This is a genomic window from Paractinoplanes aksuensis (genome assembly GCF_024137025.1).
In the GTDB taxonomy this organism is placed as follows: Bacteria; Actinomycetota; Actinomycetes; order Mycobacteriales; family Micromonosporaceae; genus Actinoplanes; species Actinoplanes aksuensis.
Genome location: NZ_JAMYJR010000041.1, coordinates 55719 through 76012 on the forward strand (window position 1 = coordinate 55719; position 20294 = coordinate 76012).

Annotated in this window: 17 protein-coding genes; 10 read left to right on the top strand and 7 right to left on the bottom strand. The window is 72.7% G+C overall.

The genetic code is table 11. From position 1 onward, the window contains the following. Positions 1–136 precede the first annotated feature (136 nt). Positions 137–466: a hypothetical protein gene (locus tag M1L60_RS36130; RefSeq protein WP_253242053.1), complete on the top strand. Its 330-nt coding sequence runs from the start codon at positions 137–139 to the stop codon at positions 464–466. 38 nt (positions 467–504) lie between these two features. Here M1L60_RS36130 and M1L60_RS36135 read toward each other — a convergent pair whose 3' ends face one another. Next, the gene (locus tag M1L60_RS36135) at positions 505–2040 is read right to left on the bottom strand and encodes a leucyl aminopeptidase (protein WP_253242054.1); all 1536 of its coding nucleotides are present in this window, start codon (positions 2038–2040) and stop codon (positions 505–507) included. A gap of 138 nt (positions 2041–2178) precedes the next feature. Here M1L60_RS36135 and gcvT point away from each other — a divergent pair, with 138 nt between their 5' ends. Then, positions 2179–3261, top strand: a complete 1083-nt coding sequence (gene gcvT / locus M1L60_RS36140) for a glycine cleavage system aminomethyltransferase GcvT (protein WP_253242055.1) — start codon at positions 2179–2181, stop codon at positions 3259–3261. Here the strand turns inward: gcvT and M1L60_RS36145 are convergent. Next, on the bottom strand, positions 3258–3998 hold the full coding sequence (locus M1L60_RS36145; protein ID WP_253242056.1) for an adenosylcobinamide-GDP ribazoletransferase: 741 nt from the start codon (positions 3996–3998) through the stop codon (positions 3258–3260). The genes gcvT and M1L60_RS36145 overlap by 4 nt on opposite strands. Then, a complete protein-coding gene (locus tag M1L60_RS36150) occupies positions 3995–5848 on the bottom strand; it encodes a bifunctional adenosylcobinamide kinase/adenosylcobinamide-phosphate guanylyltransferase (RefSeq protein ID WP_253242057.1) in 1854 nt (617 codons plus the stop codon). The genes M1L60_RS36145 and M1L60_RS36150 overlap by 4 nt, the downstream gene beginning before the upstream one ends. 81 nt (positions 5849–5929) lie before the next feature. Between M1L60_RS36150 and M1L60_RS36155 the strand changes: the two genes are divergently transcribed. Continuing rightward, positions 5930–6127 (top strand): hypothetical protein, encoded by a 198-nt coding sequence (locus M1L60_RS36155; RefSeq protein WP_253242058.1) that lies wholly within the window; start codon positions 5930–5932, stop codon positions 6125–6127. A gap of 1 nt (position 6128) precedes the next feature. Further along, positions 6129–6959 carry a site-2 protease family protein gene (locus M1L60_RS36160; protein ID WP_253242059.1) on the top strand — a complete coding sequence of 277 codons (831 nt, stop codon included), beginning with the start codon at positions 6129–6131 and terminating at the stop codon, positions 6957–6959. 24 nt (positions 6960–6983) lie between these two features. Here the strand turns inward: M1L60_RS36160 and M1L60_RS36165 are convergent, their stop codons facing one another. Together M1L60_RS36165 and M1L60_RS48065 are read right to left on the bottom strand one after the other, a co-directional pair. Next, positions 6984–7982 carry an aldo/keto reductase family protein gene (locus M1L60_RS36165; RefSeq protein WP_253242060.1) on the bottom strand — a complete coding sequence of 333 codons (999 nt, stop codon included), beginning with the start codon at positions 7980–7982 and terminating at the stop codon, positions 6984–6986. 20 nt (positions 7983–8002) lie between these two features. After that, complete coding sequence (locus tag M1L60_RS48065; protein ID WP_253242061.1) at positions 8003–10195, bottom strand: WG repeat-containing protein; 2193 nt, start codon at positions 10193–10195, stop codon at positions 8003–8005. A gap of 2167 nt (positions 10196–12362) precedes the next feature. On the opposite strand from M1L60_RS48065, the gene M1L60_RS36175 reads away from it, so the two are divergent. The 4 genes from M1L60_RS36175 to M1L60_RS36190 all read left to right on the top strand — a co-directional run bounded on the left by M1L60_RS36175 (position 12363) and on the right by M1L60_RS36190 (position 17881). After that, positions 12363–12833, top strand: a complete 471-nt coding sequence (locus tag M1L60_RS36175; RefSeq protein ID WP_253242062.1) for a hypothetical protein — start codon at positions 12363–12365, stop codon at positions 12831–12833. A 2444-nt stretch (positions 12834–15277) separates the two neighbouring features. After that, the gene (locus M1L60_RS36180) at positions 15278–16129 is read left to right on the top strand and encodes an ABC transporter permease (RefSeq protein ID WP_438862197.1); all 852 of its coding nucleotides are present in this window, start codon (positions 15278–15280) and stop codon (positions 16127–16129) included. Continuing rightward, positions 16122–16922, top strand: coding sequence for an ABC transporter permease (locus M1L60_RS36185; RefSeq protein WP_253242064.1), 801 nt, complete (start codon positions 16122–16124; stop codon positions 16920–16922). The genes M1L60_RS36180 and M1L60_RS36185 overlap by 8 nt, the downstream gene beginning before the upstream one ends. Next, entirely contained in the window at positions 16919–17881 is a 963-nt protein-coding gene (locus M1L60_RS36190; protein ID WP_253242065.1) for an ABC transporter ATP-binding protein, read from the top strand. The genes M1L60_RS36185 and M1L60_RS36190 overlap by 4 nt, the downstream gene beginning before the upstream one ends. Here the strand turns inward: M1L60_RS36190 and M1L60_RS36195 are convergent. Then, a complete protein-coding gene (locus M1L60_RS36195) occupies positions 17865–18422 on the bottom strand; it encodes a helix-turn-helix domain-containing protein (RefSeq protein WP_253242066.1) in 558 nt (185 codons plus the stop codon). The genes M1L60_RS36190 and M1L60_RS36195 overlap by 17 nt on opposite strands. A 66-nt stretch (positions 18423–18488) precedes the next feature. Between M1L60_RS36195 and M1L60_RS36200 the strand changes: the two genes are divergently transcribed. Continuing rightward, positions 18489–19172 carry an AzlC family ABC transporter permease gene (locus M1L60_RS36200; protein WP_253242067.1) on the top strand — a complete coding sequence of 228 codons (684 nt, stop codon included), beginning with the start codon at positions 18489–18491 and terminating at the stop codon, positions 19170–19172. Beyond that, complete coding sequence (locus M1L60_RS36205; protein WP_253242068.1) at positions 19172–19480, top strand: AzlD domain-containing protein; 309 nt, start codon at positions 19172–19174, stop codon at positions 19478–19480. Before M1L60_RS36200 ends, M1L60_RS36205 begins: the two co-directional genes overlap by 1 nt. Here M1L60_RS36205 and M1L60_RS36210 read toward each other — a convergent pair. Then, positions 19477–20262, bottom strand: a complete 786-nt coding sequence (locus tag M1L60_RS36210; protein WP_253242069.1) for a class I SAM-dependent methyltransferase — start codon at positions 20260–20262, stop codon at positions 19477–19479. The two genes, M1L60_RS36205 and M1L60_RS36210, sit on opposite strands and share 4 nt — an antisense overlap. Positions 20263–20294 lie beyond the last annotated feature (32 nt).

Genomic DNA, 20294 nt, shown 5'->3' on the forward strand with positions numbered 1-20294 from the left:
GCGGGTCACACAATGGAAACGGTCACAGTATGTCCAGGCCATCTTGTCACTTGGCGAACTGATCGATGCAGTCAGGTTCCCCACGTGTGGGCCCGCTCGACGTACTCTTGCCGCAATTGAGCGTGAGGAGCGGGTAGTGGCCTGGTTTCGACGCCGCCGGGAGCCGCAGCGAGCGGCCGGACGGCCGCTGGACCGTGCCGATCTTGAATATCTCGCGGAGTTCGTGCGCACCCGGCGCGGGGTCGAGGCATTCATCGAACCCCGTACGTCGGTGACGGAGACCACGGTTCTGCTCGTGGCGCACGACGGCGAATGGACGCGGCGTCGCACCGAGACGCCCGAGATCGCACGGCGGTGGGCCCATCAGCTCAGCGTTCCCATCTACGACGTCGCGCTGCTCGGCTACCCGCAACGCATGCGCGATTACAACGAGCGCCAGAAGCGGCGGCCCGCTCAGGAAAGCTGACACGGTTCCGGGCGCCGCGCGCCCGGAACCGGAAACAATCAGCCCAACTGGTCGATAACCGACAGCAGGGTACGAATCGGGACGCCCGTGCCGCCCTTGCTCCAGTAACCGGTCGGCTCGCCCGTGTGGTAGCTCGGGCCCGCGATGTCGATGTGCGCCCACTCGACACCCTCGGCCACGAACTCGCGCAGGAAGACGCCGCCCTGCAGCATGTGCCCGGCCCGGTCCAGATTGGAGTTGGTCTGGGAGATGTCGGCGATGTCGGACTCCATGCCCTTGCGCACCTCGTCCGGCAGCGGCATCGGCCAGGCCGGCTCGCCGACCCGGTCACCCGCCGCGCGCACCAGTTCGACCGCGTCGTCCGAGCCCATCAGGCCCGCGATGCGCTTGCCGAGCGCGATGACCTGGCCGCCGGTCAGCGTCGAGGTCTCGAACACGTAGTCGGTGCCGTCGGCGCAGGCGCGGGCGATCGCGTCGGCCAGCACCATGCGGCCCTCGGCGTCGGTGTTGTACACCTCGACCCGCTTGCCGTTGAACATCGTGATGACGTCGCCCGGCCGGTACGCCGTACCGGAAGGCATGTTCTCGGCCATCGCCAGGTAGGCGCTGACCGCGACCCGGGGCTTGAGCGCGGCCACGGCCAGCATGGTCGCGCCGACGGCGGCGGCGCCGGCCATGTCGGACTTCATCTCCCACATGCCGGCCGACGGCTTGATGCTGATGCCGCCGGTGTCGAACGTGATGCCCTTGCCGACCAGCGCGACCCGCTTCGGCGACTCCACACCCTCGGGCGTGTAGGTCAGCTTGACCAGCCGGGGCGGCGCCTCGGAACCCTGGCCAACGGCCACGATGCCGCCGTAGCCGCCGGCCTTGAGCTCGTCGAAGTCGAGCACCTCGACCTCGAGGCCGGTGCCCGCGGCCGCGGCCACCACGGCGTCGGCGAACTGCGGCGGGCGCAGCACGTTGGGCGGGGTGTTGACCCAGTCGCGGGTCAACCGCACGGCGTGGGCCACGGCCTCGGCCCGGGTCACCTCGGCCGCGGCGGCGGCGTCGCCGGCGTCCGGCACGTGCACCTGGAGCGCGGCCACCGGGTCACGCCGGGTCGGCTGCGGCTTGGTCTTGTAACCGGCGAACTTGTACGACCCCAGCAGCGCGCCCTCGAGGATCGCGCGCAGCACGCCCGGCGCGTCCTCGTCGTCGGGCAGCGGCAGCGCCAGCGCGACCGTGCCGCTGCCGGCCAGCGCGCGCACCGCGGCGCCGGTGCCCCGGCGCAGGGTCTCGGGGTTGGGCGCCGAACCGGTGGGCTCGTCACCGAGGCCGACCGCGACGACCAGGGGCGCCGAGATGGTGCCGAGGGTGGCCAGCTTGGTCACCTCGCCCGGCGCGCCGCTCGCGCCGAGCAGCGCCAGCGTCGAAGTCAGCTTGCCGTCGAAGGCGGCGGCGATGCTCTCGGCGCCGGCCGCCGGCAGCAGCGCGCCGCCCTCGTCGGGCTGGCTGTGCAGGCCGATGACGATGGCGTCGACGGACAGTTCGGCCGGGTCGGTGTCGACCAGGCTGAGGCTGGGCTGGGTCACTCGGGCACTCCGCGGACTGATGAGCCAGGCGCCTCATGGGCCGCGCCGGCTGGTCTGGTGGGCCCCGGCGCGGTGACGCCGGGGGAGGGGTTCCCCGCGACTCTAACCAAGCCCGAGGTCACGGGTAAGTTGACTCTCATGTCTGCCGACGCTCTTTCCCGATCGCCCCTGCACGAACGCCATGTGGCGCTGGGTGCGAAGTTCGCTGCCTTCGGGGGCTGGGAGATGCCCCTCGAGTACGCGGGTGGGGGCGTCCTCAAGGAGCACACGGCGGTGCGCGAGGCCTCGGGCGTGTTCGACGTCTCGCACCTCGGCAAGGCCCGCGTACGCGGAACCGGCGCTCTTGATTTTGTGAACGGCTGCCTCACCAATGACCTGAGCCGCATCGGTCCCGGCCAGGCGCAGTACACGCTGTGCTGCACCGAGGACGGCGGTGTCGTCGACGACCTCATCGCGTACGTGATCTCCGACGACGAGGTCTTCCTGATCCCGAACGCGGCGAACACCGCTTCGGTCGTACGGCTTCTGACCGCCGCCGCTCCGGCCGGCATCACGGTCACCGGCGAGCACGGCGACTGGGCGGTGCTGGCCGTGCAGGGGCCGCAGTCGGCCGAGGTGCTGACCGAACTCGGCCTGCCCACGTCGCACGACTACATGTCGTTCTCGACATCGGGCGACCTGATCGTGTGCCGCACCGGCTACACCGGCGAGCACGGCTACGAACTCGTCGTGCCGTGGGCGTCGGCGGTCGGGGTGTGGGACAGGCTGATCGAGGCCGGCGTGCGCCCGTGCGGCCTCGGTGCGCGCGACACCCTGCGTACGGAAATGGGCTATCCCCTGCACGGCCAGGAGCTGACCCTCGAGATCACGCCGGTGCAGGCCCGCTCGGGCTGGGCCGTGGGCTGGAAGAAGCCGGCCTTCTGGGGCCGCGAGGCCCTGCTGGCCGAGAAAGAGGCCGGCCCGCGGCGTACGCTGCGCGGCCTCGAACTGACCGGCCGGGGCATCCCGCGTGGGCACATGCAGGTCTACGCGGGCGACCAGCTGATCGGCGAGACCACGAGCGGCACGTTCTCGCCCACCCGCAAGCTGGGCATCGCGCTGGCCCTGCTCGACACCGCGGCTTCCGTGGCCGACGGCGACCTGGTCGAGATCGACATCCGCGGCCGCCGCACCGAGGCCCGCGTCGTCAAGCCACCGTTTGTCAAGACGTCCGTGCGCTAGCGGAACGACAGGCCGATCAGGGTGAGCGTGGTGGCGACCTCCACGGCCGCGCCGAGCACGTCGCCGGTGATGCCGCCGAAACGCCGTACGCAATGGCGCACCAGCAGCACCACGACGGCGAGTGAGACGACGACGGCGGCCGGCCCCTGCCATATGCGGTCGGGAGTCGCGGCAATCGCCGCTGCGGTGACCAGCGTGGCGCCCAGGGCCGCCACAGGCGGGGGCACAGAGCCGGCAACCAGCGCGCCCAGCCCTTCCGGCCGGGCCGCGGGCACGCCGCGGCGGCAGGCGAGTGGAATGGCCGCCCGGCCCGCCGCGAAAGCGACGACGACCGCCACGAACGGCAGCACGGTCAGCGCGGACGCCTGGAGCAGCAGCGTGAGCGCGATCGCGGCCACCCCGAACGGGCCGATGTCCGATTTCTTCATGATGACGAGGGCAGCCTCACCCCGGCGGTAGGAGCCGAGCGCGTCGGTCGTGTCGGCCAGCCCGTCGAGGTGCATGCCGCGGGTCAGCAGGGCCGCCGCCGCGACCGTCACACCCGCTGCCACCAGCGATGGCGCCTGGCCCTCGCGCAGCAGCCACAGCAGCGCGGCCAGGATCAGACCGAGCAGGGCGCCGACGGCCGGGGCCACGCTCATCGCCACCGCGGCCGCCGGGCGGTCGACCCGCCCGGCCCGCACCGGCAGGACGGTCAGCGTGGTGACCGATAGCCGGAGCCCGGCGCCGAAACTCACTCGGGGCTGGTGGTGGCCGGCCCCGGACCGTCCGGCTCGGGCTCCGAGAAGTCCTGCTCCGGCTCCAATGCCGGATGCACACCGGTCGACTGGGCCAGGCCGACGGCCGTCCGCAGCAGCGGCAGCGCGGCCAGCGCGTTCGCCCCTTCACCCAGACCCAGACCCAGGTCGAGTACGGGTGTCAGGCCGAGCACGTCGCCGCCCTGGCGGACGAGTTCGAGGTCGCCCGCGTCGGCCAGCAGGGTCCAGTGCCGGATCTGGCCGCCCAGATCACGCGCGATCAGACCGGCCGCGATGCCGACCGGCCCATCCAGCACGACCGGAAGTCGTCGCGCGGCCGCGCCGAGCAGCGCGCCGGTCGCGACCGCGAGGTCGAGGCCGCCCAGCTCGCGCAGGATGTCCTTGGCCCCACGGGGCTCGCGGCGGATGCGGTGCAACGCGTCCCGCACGGCGCCGGCGCGCTCCATCCACGACTCGTCGTCGTAGATGCCCCCCGGCAGCAGCACCCGGGGCAGCACGGCCACGGCCTCGGCGCCGGTGGTGGCGGCGGAGACAGCGGCCGCCACTGCGTCGGTGCCGACGCCGATGGACGCGATGACGAGCAGGTCCTTGCCGGCCTCGGCGGCCGCGTCGGCCAGCAGCCAGCCCCGCTGCAGGGCCAGGTCGACGTCCTCCAGGGACGCCGCGGCCATGTCTTCCATGGGGGTGGCTTCGGCCGTACGCACGACGGCGATGTCGGCCCCGGCCGTGCCGGCCAGACGGCTGAGGACGCCCTCGCCGTTCTCGACCTGGGCCACGCGGCGCTCGACGTCGTCGACGTCGTCGCCGGCCGCGGCCCCGCCGGAGTGGCGGCCCGAGAGCAGGAGCACGCGCGGGGCCGACCAGGGCTGCGGGGTGACTGTGGACTGGGTGGCCGCGGCGAACATGACCGCCTCGGCCAGGCGGCCCAGCCCGGGGCCCGCGAAGTCGAGGTTGACCAGGCGGTCACGGGCGTCGGGGCCGGCGTCGCCGTCGGGCATGGGCAGGTCCATGCCGGGCTCGAACACGACAGTCGAGGCGACCAGGGGCAGGACGGTGGTCTGCTGGTTGAGCGCGTCAGCGACGTCCGGAGCCGCCGCGGGCTCGGCGGCGACCGGGCTGACCAGAGCCGGCGCGGCGGGGCTGACGACGGCGGGTTCGGTGGTGGCCGGCGCGACGACGGCCGGTTCCACGGCGGCCGGTTCCACGACAGCCGGTTCCGCGGCGGCGGCCGTAGTCGCGCCGCTGCTCGCTGGGCCGGACGAATCCGAAAGGGCGGCTTCGTCGGGGGCGCCCTTGAGCCAGACCGGGCGGCCGGCCACGACCAGCGCGACCCGGTCGCTCGCCTCGGCCAGCGCCTGGTTGGTCGTGCCCAGCGCGTCGGCGAAGGCCCGCCCGACCGGCGTCGTCGGCACCAGCGCCAGCCCCACCTCGGGGCTCACCAGCACCACCCGCGCCGTGCAGGCGCGCACGGCGGCGGCCAGGGCGGCCACGTCGGCCTCGTCGTCGTTGGGCTGCCGGGCCGGGTCGAGCAGGGCCGCCACCCAGCCGCCCAGGTCGTCCACGAGCAGCGTGTCGTCGGGCTTGGCCTCGGTGAGCAACTCGGTCAGCCGGGCCGGGTCGGCGCCCGTCTCCTCGGTCGACCACGACTGCGGCCGCCGCCGTTGATGCTCCTCGATCCGAGCCAGCCACTCCGGGTCGTCCTCGCCACCGGTCGCGGTCGCCACATAGCGCACGGCCGGGGCGCCGGCCACCAGGGACTCGGCGAAAGCGGACTTGCCGGACCGGATCCCGCCGAGCACCAGGACCGTGTGCCACCGATCATCGGACATGCCCCGTACCTTAAGGCCGGGCCGCACATCGCGACGCCGTAGGGTGGAGGACACCGACCGAGGACGTGAAGGGGGCGGCGCATGCCGTGGAGTTGGCGCTACGAGAACGTCGACGGTCAGCCGGTGGCCGGTCCGCCGGAGACGTTCAGCAGCCAGGCCGACGCCGAGTCGTGGATCGGCCAGGAATGGCGCGGTCTGGCCGAGGCCGGCGTGGCCAAGGTGGTGCTGGTCGAGGACGACCGGGTGGAATACCCGATGAGCCTGCTGCCGACGGAGTGACGTGACCTACGACGACCCGGTCCACACCCGGGCGCCGCGCCACGCGTTCGTGCCGAGCCCGGTGTTCGTGGGCATCGTCGCGGTGTTCGTGGTCAGCGGCTGGATGACGTGGGTCGGCTTCGGCAACGTCCGGGTCGACGTGTTCCTGTTCATCGTGGCGGGCTGGCTGGTCTCGCTGTGCCTGCACGAGTACGCGCACGCGCTGATCGGCTACTTCTCGGGCGACCACTCGGTGGTCGAGCGCGGCTACCTGAAACTGAACCCGCTGAAGTACACGAGCCCGCTGCTGTCGATCGTGCTGCCGGTGGTCGTGGTGATCCTGGGCGGCATCGGCCTGCCCGGTGGCGCCGTCTGGATCGACCACCGGTACATCCGCAGCAAGGTCAAGGATTCGCTGATCAGCGCGGCCGGCCCGCTGACCAACCTGATCCTGGCCCTGGTGCTGGCGTTCCCGTTCCTGATCGGCGTCGGGCCCACGCTCGACCTGGTCGGCGGACAGTTCGTCGCGGGCGGCTCGGGCGAGCACCTGGAGTTCTGGGCGGCCCTCGCCGCGCTGGCGTTCCTGCAGGTGACGGCCACGATCCTCAACCTGCTGCCGATCCCCGGCCTCGACGGCGGCAGCATCCTGGCGCCGTGGATGAGCCCGGCCTACCTGCGCGCGTGGAACCTCTTCGCGCCGTACGGCTTCATCCTGCTTTTCCTGCTGCTGTGGCAGACAAAAGTCGGCGACTACTTCTACACCCTGGTCTTCTGGATCACCGACAAGCTGGGCCTGTCCGAGGTCCTGATCCAGGTCGGCCTCGAGTTGATGCGCTTCTGGTCCGGCTCGTAGGAACCGGACCAGAAGCACCATCCGTTACGGGCGGCGAGCCGGCGACTGGGTCTTGGCCGGGTCGCGCTCGGCGACCGGGTCCAGGGCCGCGTCGATGGCCTTCATCAGGTCGGCGTCGAGCTTCTTGCCCGAGGCGACGACGTTGTCCCGCAGCTGCTCCGGGCGGGACGCGCCGACGATGGCGGCCGACACGTTCTGGTTCTGCAGCACCCACGCCACCGCCAGCTGGGCCAGGGTCAGCCCGGCCTGCTCGGCCAGCGGCTTGAGCTGGGCCACCGCCTCCAGCACCTCGTCGCGCATGAGCCGCGAGATGAAGTTGGCGCCCGACTTCTCGTCGGTGGCCCGCGAGCCCGCCGGCGGCTGTTTACCCGCCTCGTACTTACCGGTCAGCACGCCCTGCGCGATCGGCGAGAAGACGACCTGGCCGATGCCCAGCTCGATCGAGGTGGGCACCACCTCGGCCTCGATGACCCGGTGCAGGGCCGAGTACTGCGGCTGGTTCGAGACGAGCTGGATCTTCAGATCCTGGGCCAGCTCCCAGCCCGCGCGGATCTCGGTGGCGGTCCACTCCGAGACGCCGATGTAGAGCGCCTTGCCCGAGCGCACGACGTCGGCGAAGGCGATCATCGTCTCTTCGAGCGGGGTCGAGTAGTCGTAGCGGTGGGCCTGGTAGAGGTCGACGTAGTCGGTCTGCAGCCGGCCCAGCGACGCGTCGATCGACTCCATGATGTGCTTGCGGGACAGGCTGCGGTCGTTCGGGCCGGGCCCGGTCGGCCAGAAGACCTTGGTGAAGATCTCGAGGCCGGCGCGGCGCTCGCCCTTGAGCGCGCGGCCCAGCACCTCCTCGGCGCGGCCACCGGCGTACGCGTCGGCGGTGTCGAAGGTGGTGATGCCCACGTCGAGGGCGGCCCGCACACACGCGGTGGCGGCCTTCTCCTCGACCTGGGAACCGTGGGTGATCCAGTTGCCGTACGCGATCTCGCTGATCAGCAGGCCGGAACGGCCGAGATGACGATGTTCCATCACCCGACCCTATGCCCCGGTCAGAGAACCGGCCGACTGTCCTTGATCAACTTCTCGATCTCGTCGAGCACGTCGGCCCGGTCCCGGTACTTCAGCTCGACCAGCGGCTCACCCTTGCGGTCGAGCGCGCCCCACAACCCGAACCGGTCGGCCACCAGGAAAGCAGCCGGGTGGATCAGCAGGGCGGCGTGCACGGGCGGCACCAGCAGGCGGCCCTCCCGGTCGACCACGCCGTAGACCTCGCCCGCGTCGACCACCGCCAGCCCCTCCTCGGTGAAACCGTCCACCGGTTCGCCGGAGGCCAGCATCGTCGCGAAGGCTTGATAGTCCGGCGCCACGACCATCCGGGCCTGGTCGTCGACCACGCCCCAGCCACCCCGCCGCACCAGCGCCAGCCCGTTGTGGAAGGGCCGCGCGTCCTCGAACCCGCCCGACACGACAACCTGGTTCTGCTTGTCGATCGCGCGCCAGCCGCCCGTGTCGTCCCGCGACACCCAGGCCAGCCCGCCCGCGAACCGCCCGGCCGCGCGATACCCCGACGACGCGTCGATGAACAACACGCCCGACTCGTCGATCAGCTCCCACGCCGGCGCCTCGGGCCGGCGCACCCACGCCACCCCGTCGGCGAACGGCTGAGCCTGCGCGTACCGCGGCGGCAACAACCCCGGATACCCGAACAACCCCGAGTTCTCGTCCCGCGCCGGCCGGGCCGTCGCGGTCGACCCGACGATCTCTTCCGGCGTACGCGGATACGGGCCCCAGCCCTCGGCCGCCCGCCCGGTGATCGTGTCCAGGGCCAGCTCGATCCGCTCGACCAGATCCGGATCGGCCCCCCGGCGCAGGTCGAGGGCCCGCTCCAGGTGGTTCACGGCCTCCAGGTAGCGCCCCTGCTCGAACGCGGACCGTCCCGCCAACTCGGAGATCTCGGCCCGCAGCCGCGCCGGCAACTCGGCCGAATCCGCCTCGGCATAGATCCGGTCGGCCTCGGCGAACTCCCCGCGCCACTGCAACACATGCCCGAGCCGGGCCCGGACGGTCGCCGTCCGCACCAGCTCCCCGGCCGCCTCCGCGTGCACGATGGCCGCGCGCGCGTCCTCCAGAGCCGGATCCAGATCCCCGAGCAGCCGCGACGCCACCGCCCGCAGACTCAGCAGACGGGCGCGGTCGCTGTCCCGCTCGGCGTACTCCAGCTTGTCGGTGAGCCGATCGATGACGACCCACATCGGCTCGTCGTCCTCGATCTGCTCCCGCAGCGTCAGCGGGTCATAGGTGACCGGGTAGGCAGCCAGGATCTGCTCCGGGTCGGTGCGCCGGTTGCGCGGATCGGCCCGCTGCTCCCGCTTCTGCCGGATCGGCTCACCATCCCCCCGAACTTCCTTCCCGTACGCCGCCGAGCCGCCCCCAGCCACAACGTCATCCTGAGAATCCGTCGCCGCGCCGTCCTCAGCCCCCACGTCTTCCCGCGATTCCGTTGCCGAGCCGTCCCCAGCCACAACGTCTTCCTGCGAATCCGTCACCGAGGCGGTTTCCTGCGCATCGGTGACTTCTCCACCATTGGGCGCGTCGACCAGCTCGGAGCCGGTCGCCGTCGCGGCGGCGTCAGCGTCGTTGTTCGCGACATGCTCCGTGGCCGCCTCCGGGGTGCCGTCGGTAGCAGGTCCTACGGGAGAATCGTCCAAACTCTCGGCGCCGGGCTGGTCGACAGTCTCAGCCTCAACAGTCGACGACTGCCCCGCGACATCCGACGACTGCCCCGCGACAGACGACGGTTGGTCCGTATCTGTCGACGGTTGTTCCTCGACTTCGACGGCCCGGACATCGGTCGACGGTTCCTCGGCGGTGCCGGGCCCAGCAGTCAGGGCAGGAGTGACCGACGGGCCTTCCAGCGCGGCGACCGACTCATGCGGCGCGTCATCGATGACCTCGGCGTCCACGATGTCGTCATCAACCGCACCCGCCGGCCGCACCACGACCGGCCCGTCATCATCGATCGGCTCGAACTCGACCAGCTCGACCTCGATGGCCTCGGCGTCAACGTGCACACCCTCGACCCGGAACCGCGACGCCGGCTGCTGGCCGAATTCGCTCTCCCGCGCTCCTTCGTCCCGGAACGCCCCCGCAGCAGACTCCTCGTCGGACGCAGGCACTGCCGAGACGGGACGTCCCGTCTCGTGCGCGGCGGCCGACTCGCCCGGAGCGGCGTCGTCCTCCACCGACTCCAGGCGCGCGGATTCATGCGGTCCACGCGTGGCGGGTTGCGCCCCGCCGAACCGAGCCGAGTCCGGCCGCGTCGACCCCGCACGCGCCGAGTCGTCCCGCGCCGAGGCCGACTGCACAGGCGAGGGCTGCGCCGAACCGGCCCGATCCGCATCCGGTTGTGCCGAGACGGGCTGAGCGGTGTTCGGTTGGGCCGCGTCCGGTTGTGCCGAGATGGGCTGAGCGGTGTTCGGTTGGGCCGCGTCCGGTTGTGCCGAGATGGGCTGAGCGGTGCTCTGTTGCGCCGCGTCCGGTTGTGCCGAGATGGGCTGAGCGGTGCTCTGTTGCGCCGCGTCTAGCCGTGTCGAGCCGAGCTGAGTGGTGTTCGGTTGGGCTGCATCCAGCCGTGCCGAGACGGGTTGGGCCGCATCCGTTTGAGCCGAGGCGGGCCGACTGGTGTTCGGCTCTGCCGACACGGGCTGCGGTCGCGCCGAGGCAGGCGGAGCCGCATCGGGTTGCGACGAGGTGGGGTGGTGGGCCGTGTTCGGCTGAGCCGAGCCGGATTGACCCGAGCGGCCCCAGTCTGAAACCGGCCGCCTCGAACTCGGCTGGTCGGTGGCGGGCTGAGCTGAGACCGGGCTGGTGGACACCGGCTGATCGGAAACCGGCTGGGCTGAGACTGGCTCGCCCGAGACCGGTCGGGTAGACGCGGGCAGATCCGGGACCGGTCGGGTAGACGCGGGCTGATCCGGGACCGGTCGGGTAGACGCGGGCTGATCCGGGACCGGTCGGGTAGACGCGGGCTGATCCGAGACCGGTCGGGTAGACGCGGACTGGGTCGAAGCATGTTCGGCCGAGGTAGTGCGAGCCGAGCTGGGCTGCTCTGCGACTGGCTGGTCCGAACTGGGCTGGTCGGGGCGGCTGGGGCCGGGCTGGGCCGAGGCCGGGCGCGTGCGCGTCGGTAGAGCGGAGACCGGCTGGCCGGACGCGGGCTGGGCCGCGACTGGCTGGGCCGAAGCCGGCTCGGCCGAGGTGGGATGAGCCGAGCTGGGCTGCTCTGAAACTGGCTGACTCGAACTGGACCGGCCGGGGCCGGGTTGGGCCGAGGCTGGGCGCGTGCGCGTCGGTAGAGCGGAGACCGGCTGACCGGACGCGGGCTGGGCCGCGACTGACTGGGCCGAACTCTGCTCGGCCGAGGTGGGATGAGCCGAGCTGGGCCGGCCTGAGAGTGGCTGGCTCGAACTCGGCTGGCCGGTGGCTGGTTGGGCCGAGACCGGACGCGTGGACACGGGCTGAGCGGAGACCGGTTGAGCGGAGACCGAGTGGGCTGACACAGGCTCGGCCGCGGCGGGTTCGGCGGAGACCGGGCGGGCTGACGCGGGTTGGACCGAGGCGGGCTGCGTGGAGACCGGCTGGGCTGACACAGGCTGGGCCGAGACTGGGTGGGCTGATACGGGCTGGGCCGAGACTGGGTGGGCTGACACGGGCTGGGCTGACACGGGCTGCGCCGAGACCGGCTGCGCGGAGGTCGGCTGCGCGGAGGTCGGCTGCGCGGAGGTCGGGTGGGGCGCCGTGGTCGAGTCCGCTGGTGACCGTTGCTCCGACGTGGGGTGACGCGTGTCGGGCTGAGCCAGGTCGGGGTCGTCGTAGGTCGGGCGTGGTGCGGTGGGGGTCCTCACGATCGGCTGGACGGCGATGGGCTCGTCGTAGTCGGCGTAGGGCAGGTCGGCGTAGTGCTGCGTCTTCGGTTCGAGGGCGACGTCGCCAGGGGCGCCGTCAACCTCGGGAGCGGACTCGCCACTCCGCCTCGGCTTGATGACGGGCAGCGCGCCGGACGGGACGAACCAGTCCTCCTGACCAGGCCCGACGCCCACTGGGTGAGCGCCGGAGGTGTGTGGCTGCGCCGACGTCGGTGCGGCGGCGGATGCACCCAGGTCCGCGGTGGACGGTGGCTCGACCGCCGTCGGAGCGGAGCCGAACTGCCCGCCGGTCGGTGCCGGTTGGGCGCCCGCCACTGGGAAAGCCGGATCAAATGCCGGCGCCGAGCTGACCGGTCCAGTGACGGGTACTGAGCTGACCGGCCCGGGCGCTGAGCTGATCGGGCCGGCGGCAGGTGCTGAGCTGACTGGTCCGGGCGCTGAGCTGATGGGGCCGGCGGCAGGTGCCGAGCCGAGCGGCCCTGTGGTGGGTGTCGAGCTGACCGCACCGGCCGTGGGCGTCGAGCTGCCTGGCCCCGGCGCGGTCGTCGAGCCGACCGGGCCAGCCATAGGTGTCGAGCCGACCGGGCCGGTCGTAGGTGTCGAGCCGACTGGGCCGGCCGCGGATGCCGAGCTGACTGGGCCTGTCGTGGGTGGCGACCTGAATGGCCCTGCGGCGGGTGCCGGGCCGGTGGTGGGTGCCGAGCTGAGCGGTCCGGCTGCGGGGCTGATGGGTCCGGCTGGCGCCGAGCTGACCGGGCGGGCTGTCCTGTGCGAGCTGCCTGGCCCGCCGCTGGTGGGGGCCGTGCTGGTGTTGGGCGCGGCGCTGATCGGTCCGGGTGCCGGGACCGCCGATGCGGGACGGGCCGGGCCGGCGGCCGGGCTGAAGGGTGCGGCGCTGGTGGGGCTGGGCGGGGAGCTGACCGGCTCGTCGATGGGCTCGAGCACGACCGGCTGAGCCACCGGCGGTGTGGCGGGCGGCTGGGGGATCGGCGGGGGCAGCGGAGTGACCGCGCCGAGGCCGCTCTGGGACAGAAGCCAACCCAGGCCGTGAGACTCGCCGCCGTCCTCGGGAGCGGGGGCCGGGGCCGGCATCGCGGAGGCGGGCCGGGGGTCCTGGTCCGCGGAGTCACCCTTCTTGGTCGCGGCATCCCAGATCGAGCCGCTCGGTGCCGCCGAACCCTGCGGCGACGGCGAGACCGGGCCGGACGTCGCGCTGCCGGGCGCGGTCTTGTCGGCGCCGAGGCGGTAATCGCCGTCCGGCTGATGGGTCGTGGCTTGTCCAGCCCCCGTGGAGGCCGGCTGGCCCGACACCGGGCGCGACTCAGCGACCGGGCCCGACTGCCACGCGGCGGCCTGGACAGATTGCGGCACGGCGGTCTGACCCGACTGCCATGCAGCGGGCTGAGCGGACTGGGAGTTAGCGGGCTGAGCCGACCGGGAGTGAGCGGGCCGGGTCAGCTGCGATTCGGCGGGCTGGGCCGATTGCGGCGCGGCGGCCTGTGCTGACGGCGATGCAGCACGCTGGGCTGCATGTGTCGCGGCGGGCTGGGCCGACTGCGATGCAGCAGGCTGGCCCGAATAGGGCGCGGCGGTCTGAGCCGATGGCGATGCAGCAGGTTGGGCCAATTGCGGCGCGGCGGTCTGAGCCGACTGCGACGCAGCGGGCTGAGCAGACCGCGGTGCGCCGGGCTGGGCCGATTGCGACGCCGGGCCCGTGGGCGGCGACGCGGGCCGGGCCGGCCAGAACTCGCCGGACCCGGCCGATGTCGGTCGAGCCTGCGCGGCTTCGTGCTCCGTATAGCCCGGCTGGGCCGGACGGCCCGCCTCTTGCTGCGCGTGTCCCGGCTGGCCGGTCTGAGGCCAGCCAGGCTGAGCTGGTTGGACGCGACCCTGCTGAGCAGCTTCCGCCCCCGCGTGAGAAGGCTGCGCGTGGGAGGGCTGCCCGTGGGGCGGCTGCGTGTGGGAGGGCCGTCCCTGGGACGGCTGCCCGTGTGGAGGCTGCCCGAGAGGCGGCTGTCCCTGAGGCGGTTGCCCGTGTGAGGGCTGTGCGTGGGAGGCCTGCCCGTGGGACGGCTGTGTGTGAGGCTGCGCGTGGGGCGGCTGCGTAGCGGAAGACTGACCGGACGAGGGTGGCTGGACGCCGGGTTGCGACGAGGACGGCGGGCCGGGTGACCAGGTGTCGGGCTGTGCCGGCGCGGACGACCGGGCGGCAGGCTGCGCCGCCGGACGGTCGCCGGGCTGAGCCGGCCGTGACTGGCCATAGCCGGGCTGAGACGGACCGGGCTGGGCCGGCACCGGGTAGCCGGGCCCAGCAGGAGCAGGCGGCAAAGGCCCGGGATAACCCGGCGTCGACTGCTGCGGCGCCGCCGACCGGGATGGCGTGACCCGGGTGGGCTGGGGCGCGGGCCGGGCCTGGGCCGGCGTTCCGCGCTCCGGCGGCGCCGGTCGCAGATCGAACGGCGCGTCGTCGCGGCCGTCGCGCTGACCGGGGGCCGGCCGGGCGCCGGGCCGGGACGGGAACGCGTCGGCCGGCGCGGGCCGGGCACTGCCGTAAACACCGGACGCCGGCGAGACCGGCTGGGGCCCGCCCGCAGCGGGGCGACGCCCGTAGAGCTGGTCGCCCGCCGGGCGCCCAGCGCCATACATACCCGACGAAGCCGGAGATACCGGAGCGTCGCGACCAGGCGGCGGGCTACCCGGCGAGACAGGCGCCACACCGCCGCGACCAGAACCGGGCCGTCCGGGCGAGACCGGCGTCGCGCTGCCCCGGCCGGACTGCGGGTGGCCCGGGGTCACCGGCACCGAATAGGGCGCGCCCCCAGGACGGCCCTGCGGCCCGGATTCGCGCATTTGCGCCTCGCGGAACTGCACGGCATCGCGATACGAGCCGCCGGAAGGTGCCTGCTCAGGCCGGCCGTACGTGCGGCGCTGGTCGGAGGCCGAACCCCGCTGCTCGGGCAGCGCGCCGGCCGGCCGGTTCCACAGCGGCTCGTCGCGGCGGCCGGGCGGCGGGTGGCCCGCGGGCGTGGTGTCGTACCGGGAAGGATCTTGATCTTCAGGAGGAGTGGAGGACGCCTCGTAGACCGGCGTGTGCACGGCCTTGCGGCGACCGGGGTCGCCGGGGTAGCGCTGGCCGGGCTGCGGCTCCCATTCCCAGGTGACCTCGTAGACCCAGGCCGGCTGTTCGCCCCAGCCGTCGCCCAGGGAGCTCCAGCCGTTCATCGGGCAGCCCAGCGCAGGCCCGGCGATTGGCGACGCTCCGTCACGGCGAACTTCCACTTCTGGTCGAAAATACGCGGTGGCCGCCCGGAGACCCGGATAGAGTCGCCCGGCTCCACCGCAGGGTCCGGCACTGGAGGTACTGGGGAGTCAGGAAAGGAGATTAACGGCGTGAACGCAATTGGCGCCAGCGTGCCGCCGATCTCTCCCAGACGTCCGGTTAGCGCCTCCATCGCTACTTTCTGTGCATTGATCGGGTCGGGTTTCCGGCGCTACGCGACCTATCGGCAGGCCACCGTAGCCGGAACGTTCACCAACATAGTCTTCGGGTTTCTTCGCTGCTACGTGCTACTTGCCGTAGCCGCTGGGGCAGCGGGCAACGCGCCCGGCGGCTACGATGCGCGCCAGCTCGCCACGTTCGTCTGGGTGGGCCAAGGGCTACTCAACGTAGTCGGCCTGTGGGGCTGGGTCGATCTGGCCGACCGGATCCGCACCGGCGACATCGTGGCCGACCTGGTACGCCCGATCTCCCCGGTGACCGCCTATCTGGCCGCCGACCTGGGCCGTGCGGCCCATGCGATGCTGACCAGGGTCGGTCCACCGCTGCTGGTCGGGGCACTCTTCTTCCCGCTGGCCACGCCCACCCGGTGGCAGACCGTGCCGCTTTTCGCAGTTTCTGTGGTTCTGGCGGTGATCGGGGCGTTCGCCTGCCGCTATCTGGTCAACGCGACCGCCTACTGGCTCGACGACGCCCGCGGCCCGCTCGTCTTCTGGACGCTCGGTTCGGGCGTGTTGGCCGGCCTGTACTTCCCGCTGCGCCTGCTGCCGGACTGGCTGGCCGTGACTCTGTGGGTCGCGACGCCGCTGCCAGGGCTGTTGCAGACGCCACTCGACGTGCTGATCGAGCGGGACGGGCCCGCGCTGCAGGCCGGGCTGGTCGGGTTGCAGGCGGTCTGGGCCGTCGTCATGCTCGCGCTGGCGCACTGGGTGCAGCGGCGGGCCGAGCGGCGGCTGGTGGTGCAGGGTGGGTGAGCTGCGGGCGTACGCGGCGCTGTTCGGCGGGCGGTTGCGCTCGGCCACGGCGTACCGGACGTCGTTCGCCGTCGAGTTGCTGACCAACGCGGCCGGCACCCTGGTCGATGTCGTCTCCGTGTTCGTGCTCTACCGCGCGGCGGCGTACGTGGGCGGTTTCACGCTCGACGAGGCGCTGCTGATGACCGGGATCACCGCGTTCGCCTTCGTCCTGGCCGATCTGACCGTGGGCAACATCGACCAGCTCGAGACGTACGTCCGGACCGGGCGCCTCGATGCGGTGCTGGTGCGCCCGCTGGCCGTGCTGCCCCAGCTGGTGCTGGCCGACCTGCCGCTGCGCAAGCTGATGCGGCTGGCGGTCGGGCTCAGCGTGCTCGCTCTGGCGCTGGCCCGCAACGACGTCGACTGGACCTGGGCGCGAGTGTTGTTGCTGGTCACGGCGCCGATCAGCGGGGCCGTGTTCTTCGGCGCGATCTTCGTGCTGAGCGCCGCGTCCGCGTTCTGGTGGGTCGACTCGGGCAAGCTCGGGCACGGCTTCACCTACGGCGGCCGCGACTTCACCTCGTACCCCATCACGGTGTACGGCTCGTGGTTCCGCACTCTGTTCGCGTACGGGCTGGGGTTCGGATTCGTCAGTTATCAACCCGCCCTGACGCTGCTCGGCCGGGCCGATCCGCTCGGCCTGCCGGGCTGGACCGGCTTCCTGTCGCCGCTGGTCGCGCTGGTCGCCGTGGCCATCGCCGCGGTGGTCTGGCGGCTGGGCGTCCGTCACTACCGGAGCACCGGCTCATGATCGAGATGCGGGAACTGCGCAAGAATTTCAGCGTACGCGTCAAAGCGGGCCGCCTGCGCCGGCAGAAACGGGAGGTGGCGGCCGTCGACGGGGTCAGCCTGTCGATCGCGCGGGGCGAGATGGTGGGCTACATCGGGCCGAACGGCGCCGGCAAGTCGACCACGCTCAAGATGCTGACCGGCGTGCTCACCCCGACCAGCGGCGAGGTGTCGGTGTGCGGCCTGCGCCCGGTTCCGCAGCGCACCCGGCTGGCCCTGCGCATCGGCGTCGTCTTCGGGCAGCGCTCCCAGCTGTGGTGGGACCTGCCTCTGCGCGAGTCGTTCCGGCTGCTCCGGCACGTGTACCGGGTGCCCGCGACCGAGCATGCGGCCCGCCTGCGCCGCTGCGAGGAACTGCTCGACCTCCGTGCGTTCCTCGATACGCCCGTACGGCAATTGTCACTGGGGCAGAGGATGCGGGGCGAACTGACGGCGGCCCTTCTGCACGGCCCCGAGGTGTTGTTCCTGGACGAGCCGACGATCGGGCTCGACGTGGTCAGCAAGCAGGCGGTGCGCTCGTTCCTGGGCGAGCTGGGCCGCACCGGCGACGTCACGCTCGTGCTGACCACTCACGACCTGGCCGACATCGAGCGCCTGTGCCACCGCCTGGTCGTGATCGACCACGGCCACGTCGTGCACGACGGCACGATCGAGCAGTTGCACACCCGCTACGGTTCGCGCCGGCGCGTGGTCGCCGACCTCGACGTCCCGCTTCCGCCCGGCTTCACCCTGCCCGGTGCGACGCTGACGTCGACCGAGGCCGACGGGCACCGGGTCACCTTCACCCTCGAGTCGATCGCGGCCGGGGCCGCGGTCGCCGCGCTGGTCACCGCGGCCCAGGTGCGTGACCTGTCGGTGGTCGAGCCCGAGATCGAGGACGTGGTGGCCCGGCTCTACACCGACGTCAGCGGTGCTCCATGACGAGCACGGCCCAGGACGGTTCGAGCGCCTCGTAGTGGTGCGGGACGTCCCCGGGGAACGTGATGTAGTCGCCCGGGCCCAGCTCGACGGTGTCGCCGTCGGGCCCGGTGCGGATCCGCCCGCCGCCGACCACGATGTGCTCGACGCTGCCCGGGATGTGGGCGGCGGCGTCGCGGGCCGGCCCCGGCTCGAGCTCCATGACGTACAGATCGCGGCGGGTGTGCGGTGACCCGGCGGCCAGCAGCGTGGCCACGAAGTCGGCCTGGTCGGCCCGCAGCCGTGTTCCCCCCTCGCCGGCGCGGACGACGCGGACCTGCGTCTCGAGCGGCTCGACGAGCCGGCTGAACGGCACCCCCAGTGCCACCCCGAGCGACCACAGCGTCTCGATGCTCGGGTTGCCCGTGCCCGCCTCGAGCTGCGAGAGCGTCGACTTGGCCAGCCCGGCCCGGCGGGCCAGCTCGGCGATCGAGATGCCGGCCCGCTCCCGTTCCCGGCGCAAGGCGGCGGCGATGGTGGCGAGCGGGGGCGCCGGCTGCTGCATGTTCACTCCGTCGATCGATTCGTTCGGTTTGACGAACACTCACGCCATCGTTCAGTATCTCGAACTATGCGTACGATACAGCGAACGCAAGCCTTCGATCGGGCGCAGCTCCGCGACGCCGTCGCCATCGCGGCCGCCATGGTGGCGGTGGGCGCGTCGTTCGGGGCCATCACCATTGCGTACGGCCTGCCGACGTGGGTGCCCTTCGCCATGTCCACGATCGTCTTCGCCGGCGGCGCCCAGTTCCTGGCGGTCGGCCTGCTCGCCGCGGGCAACCCCATCGCCGCCGTGTTCGCCGGCCTGCTGCTCAACGCCCGCCACATCCCGTTCGGCCTGGCCATCGGCAGCACCATGGGCACCGGCTGGCGCCGCCTGGTCGGCACCCACGTGATGACCGACGAGGTGGTGGCGTTCACCCTGGCCGAGGACGACCCGGCCCGCCGCCGGCGCACCTACTGGCTGATGGGCATCACGCTGTTCACGTCCTGGAACCTCGGCACCGCCCTCGGCGTCCTGCTGGGCTCGGCCGTCGGCGACTACGAGGCGCTCGGCCTCGACGCGGCCTTCCCGGCCGCGCTGATCGCCCTGATCCTGCCCTCGCTCCGCGACCGGGCGACCCGGATCGTCGCCCTCACCGGCACCGCCATCGCCGTCCTGGCCACCCCGTTCCTGCCGGCCGGCCTACCCGTCCTGTGCGCCCTGCTGGGCCTGCTGACCCTGATCCGCTTCGGCCGCCGCCGGGAGTCCTGATGCTGCTCACCGCGATCCTCATCCTGGGCGCCGGCACCTACACGATGCGCCTCGGCGGCGTCCTGCTGCGCGAACGCCTGACGCTCTCGCCCGGCCTGCAACGCCTGCTCCCGATGGCCGCGGCGGCGCTGCTGGCCGCCCTGGCCGGCACCGCCACCCTGATGGCGGGCAGCGGATTCGCCGGCGTGGCCCGCCCGGCCGGCGTAGCCGTCGGCGCCCTACTGGCCTGGCGCAAGGCCCCGTTCGTCGTGGTGGTCGTGGCCGCAGCCGCGGTCGCCGCCCTGCTCCGCCTGGCCGGCGTCGACTAGCGGCGGGCGAGCAGGACCGTGCGGTTGGTGCGGACGCTGAGGTCGTTGCGGCCGGGCAGGCCGGCGACCACGCGGTCGAGGGCGGCCAGGTCAGCGGCGGGCAGCCGGTCCTCCAGGCCGTGGCGCATGCGGCTCAGGGTCACGGCGGCGTAGCGGGCGGCCGCCGGCGGCAATGGCGCGGGCAGCGCGATGTCGAAGTGGCGCTCGGCCACCTCGGTGAAGCCGGCCCGGCTGATCAGCGCACCCCAGTTCTCGTGCATGTGCAGGCCGGCCTCGTGCCGGCGCTTGTCCATCTCGGCGTGGCCGGCGTCCTCCACCGCCTCGTCCGGCGTGCCGGTCAGGAAGCGGGGGAAGGACTCGAGTTCGGCCACCACCAGTACGCCACCCGGCCGCAGCAGGCCGTGGGCCGAGGTCAGCGCCCGGCCGGGGTCGGCCATGTGGTGCATCGAGGACGCGGCCCAGACCACGTCGACCGGGCCGAGGGCGGGCCAGGGCTGGTCGAGGTCGGCCTCGACGGTGTCGATGCGGTCGCCGAGCCCGGCTTCGGCCGCGCGGGCGCGCAGGTGGGCCAGCATCTCGGGGTCGACGTCGACGGCGGTGACGCGGGCGCCGGGCAGTTCGCGGGCCAGGGCCAGCGAGCCGGTGCCGCTGCCGGCGCCCAGGTCGACGATGCGCGGGTCGGCGGCGGCCTCGCGGCCGACCCAGCCGATCACGTCGCTGTGGTAGTCGTGCAGGACCTCGGCGTCCAGGTCGAGCATCTCGATCATGTGGTCGTGTGCCATGGGTCGAAGGTAGCCGCGCCTTGCTGGTATCG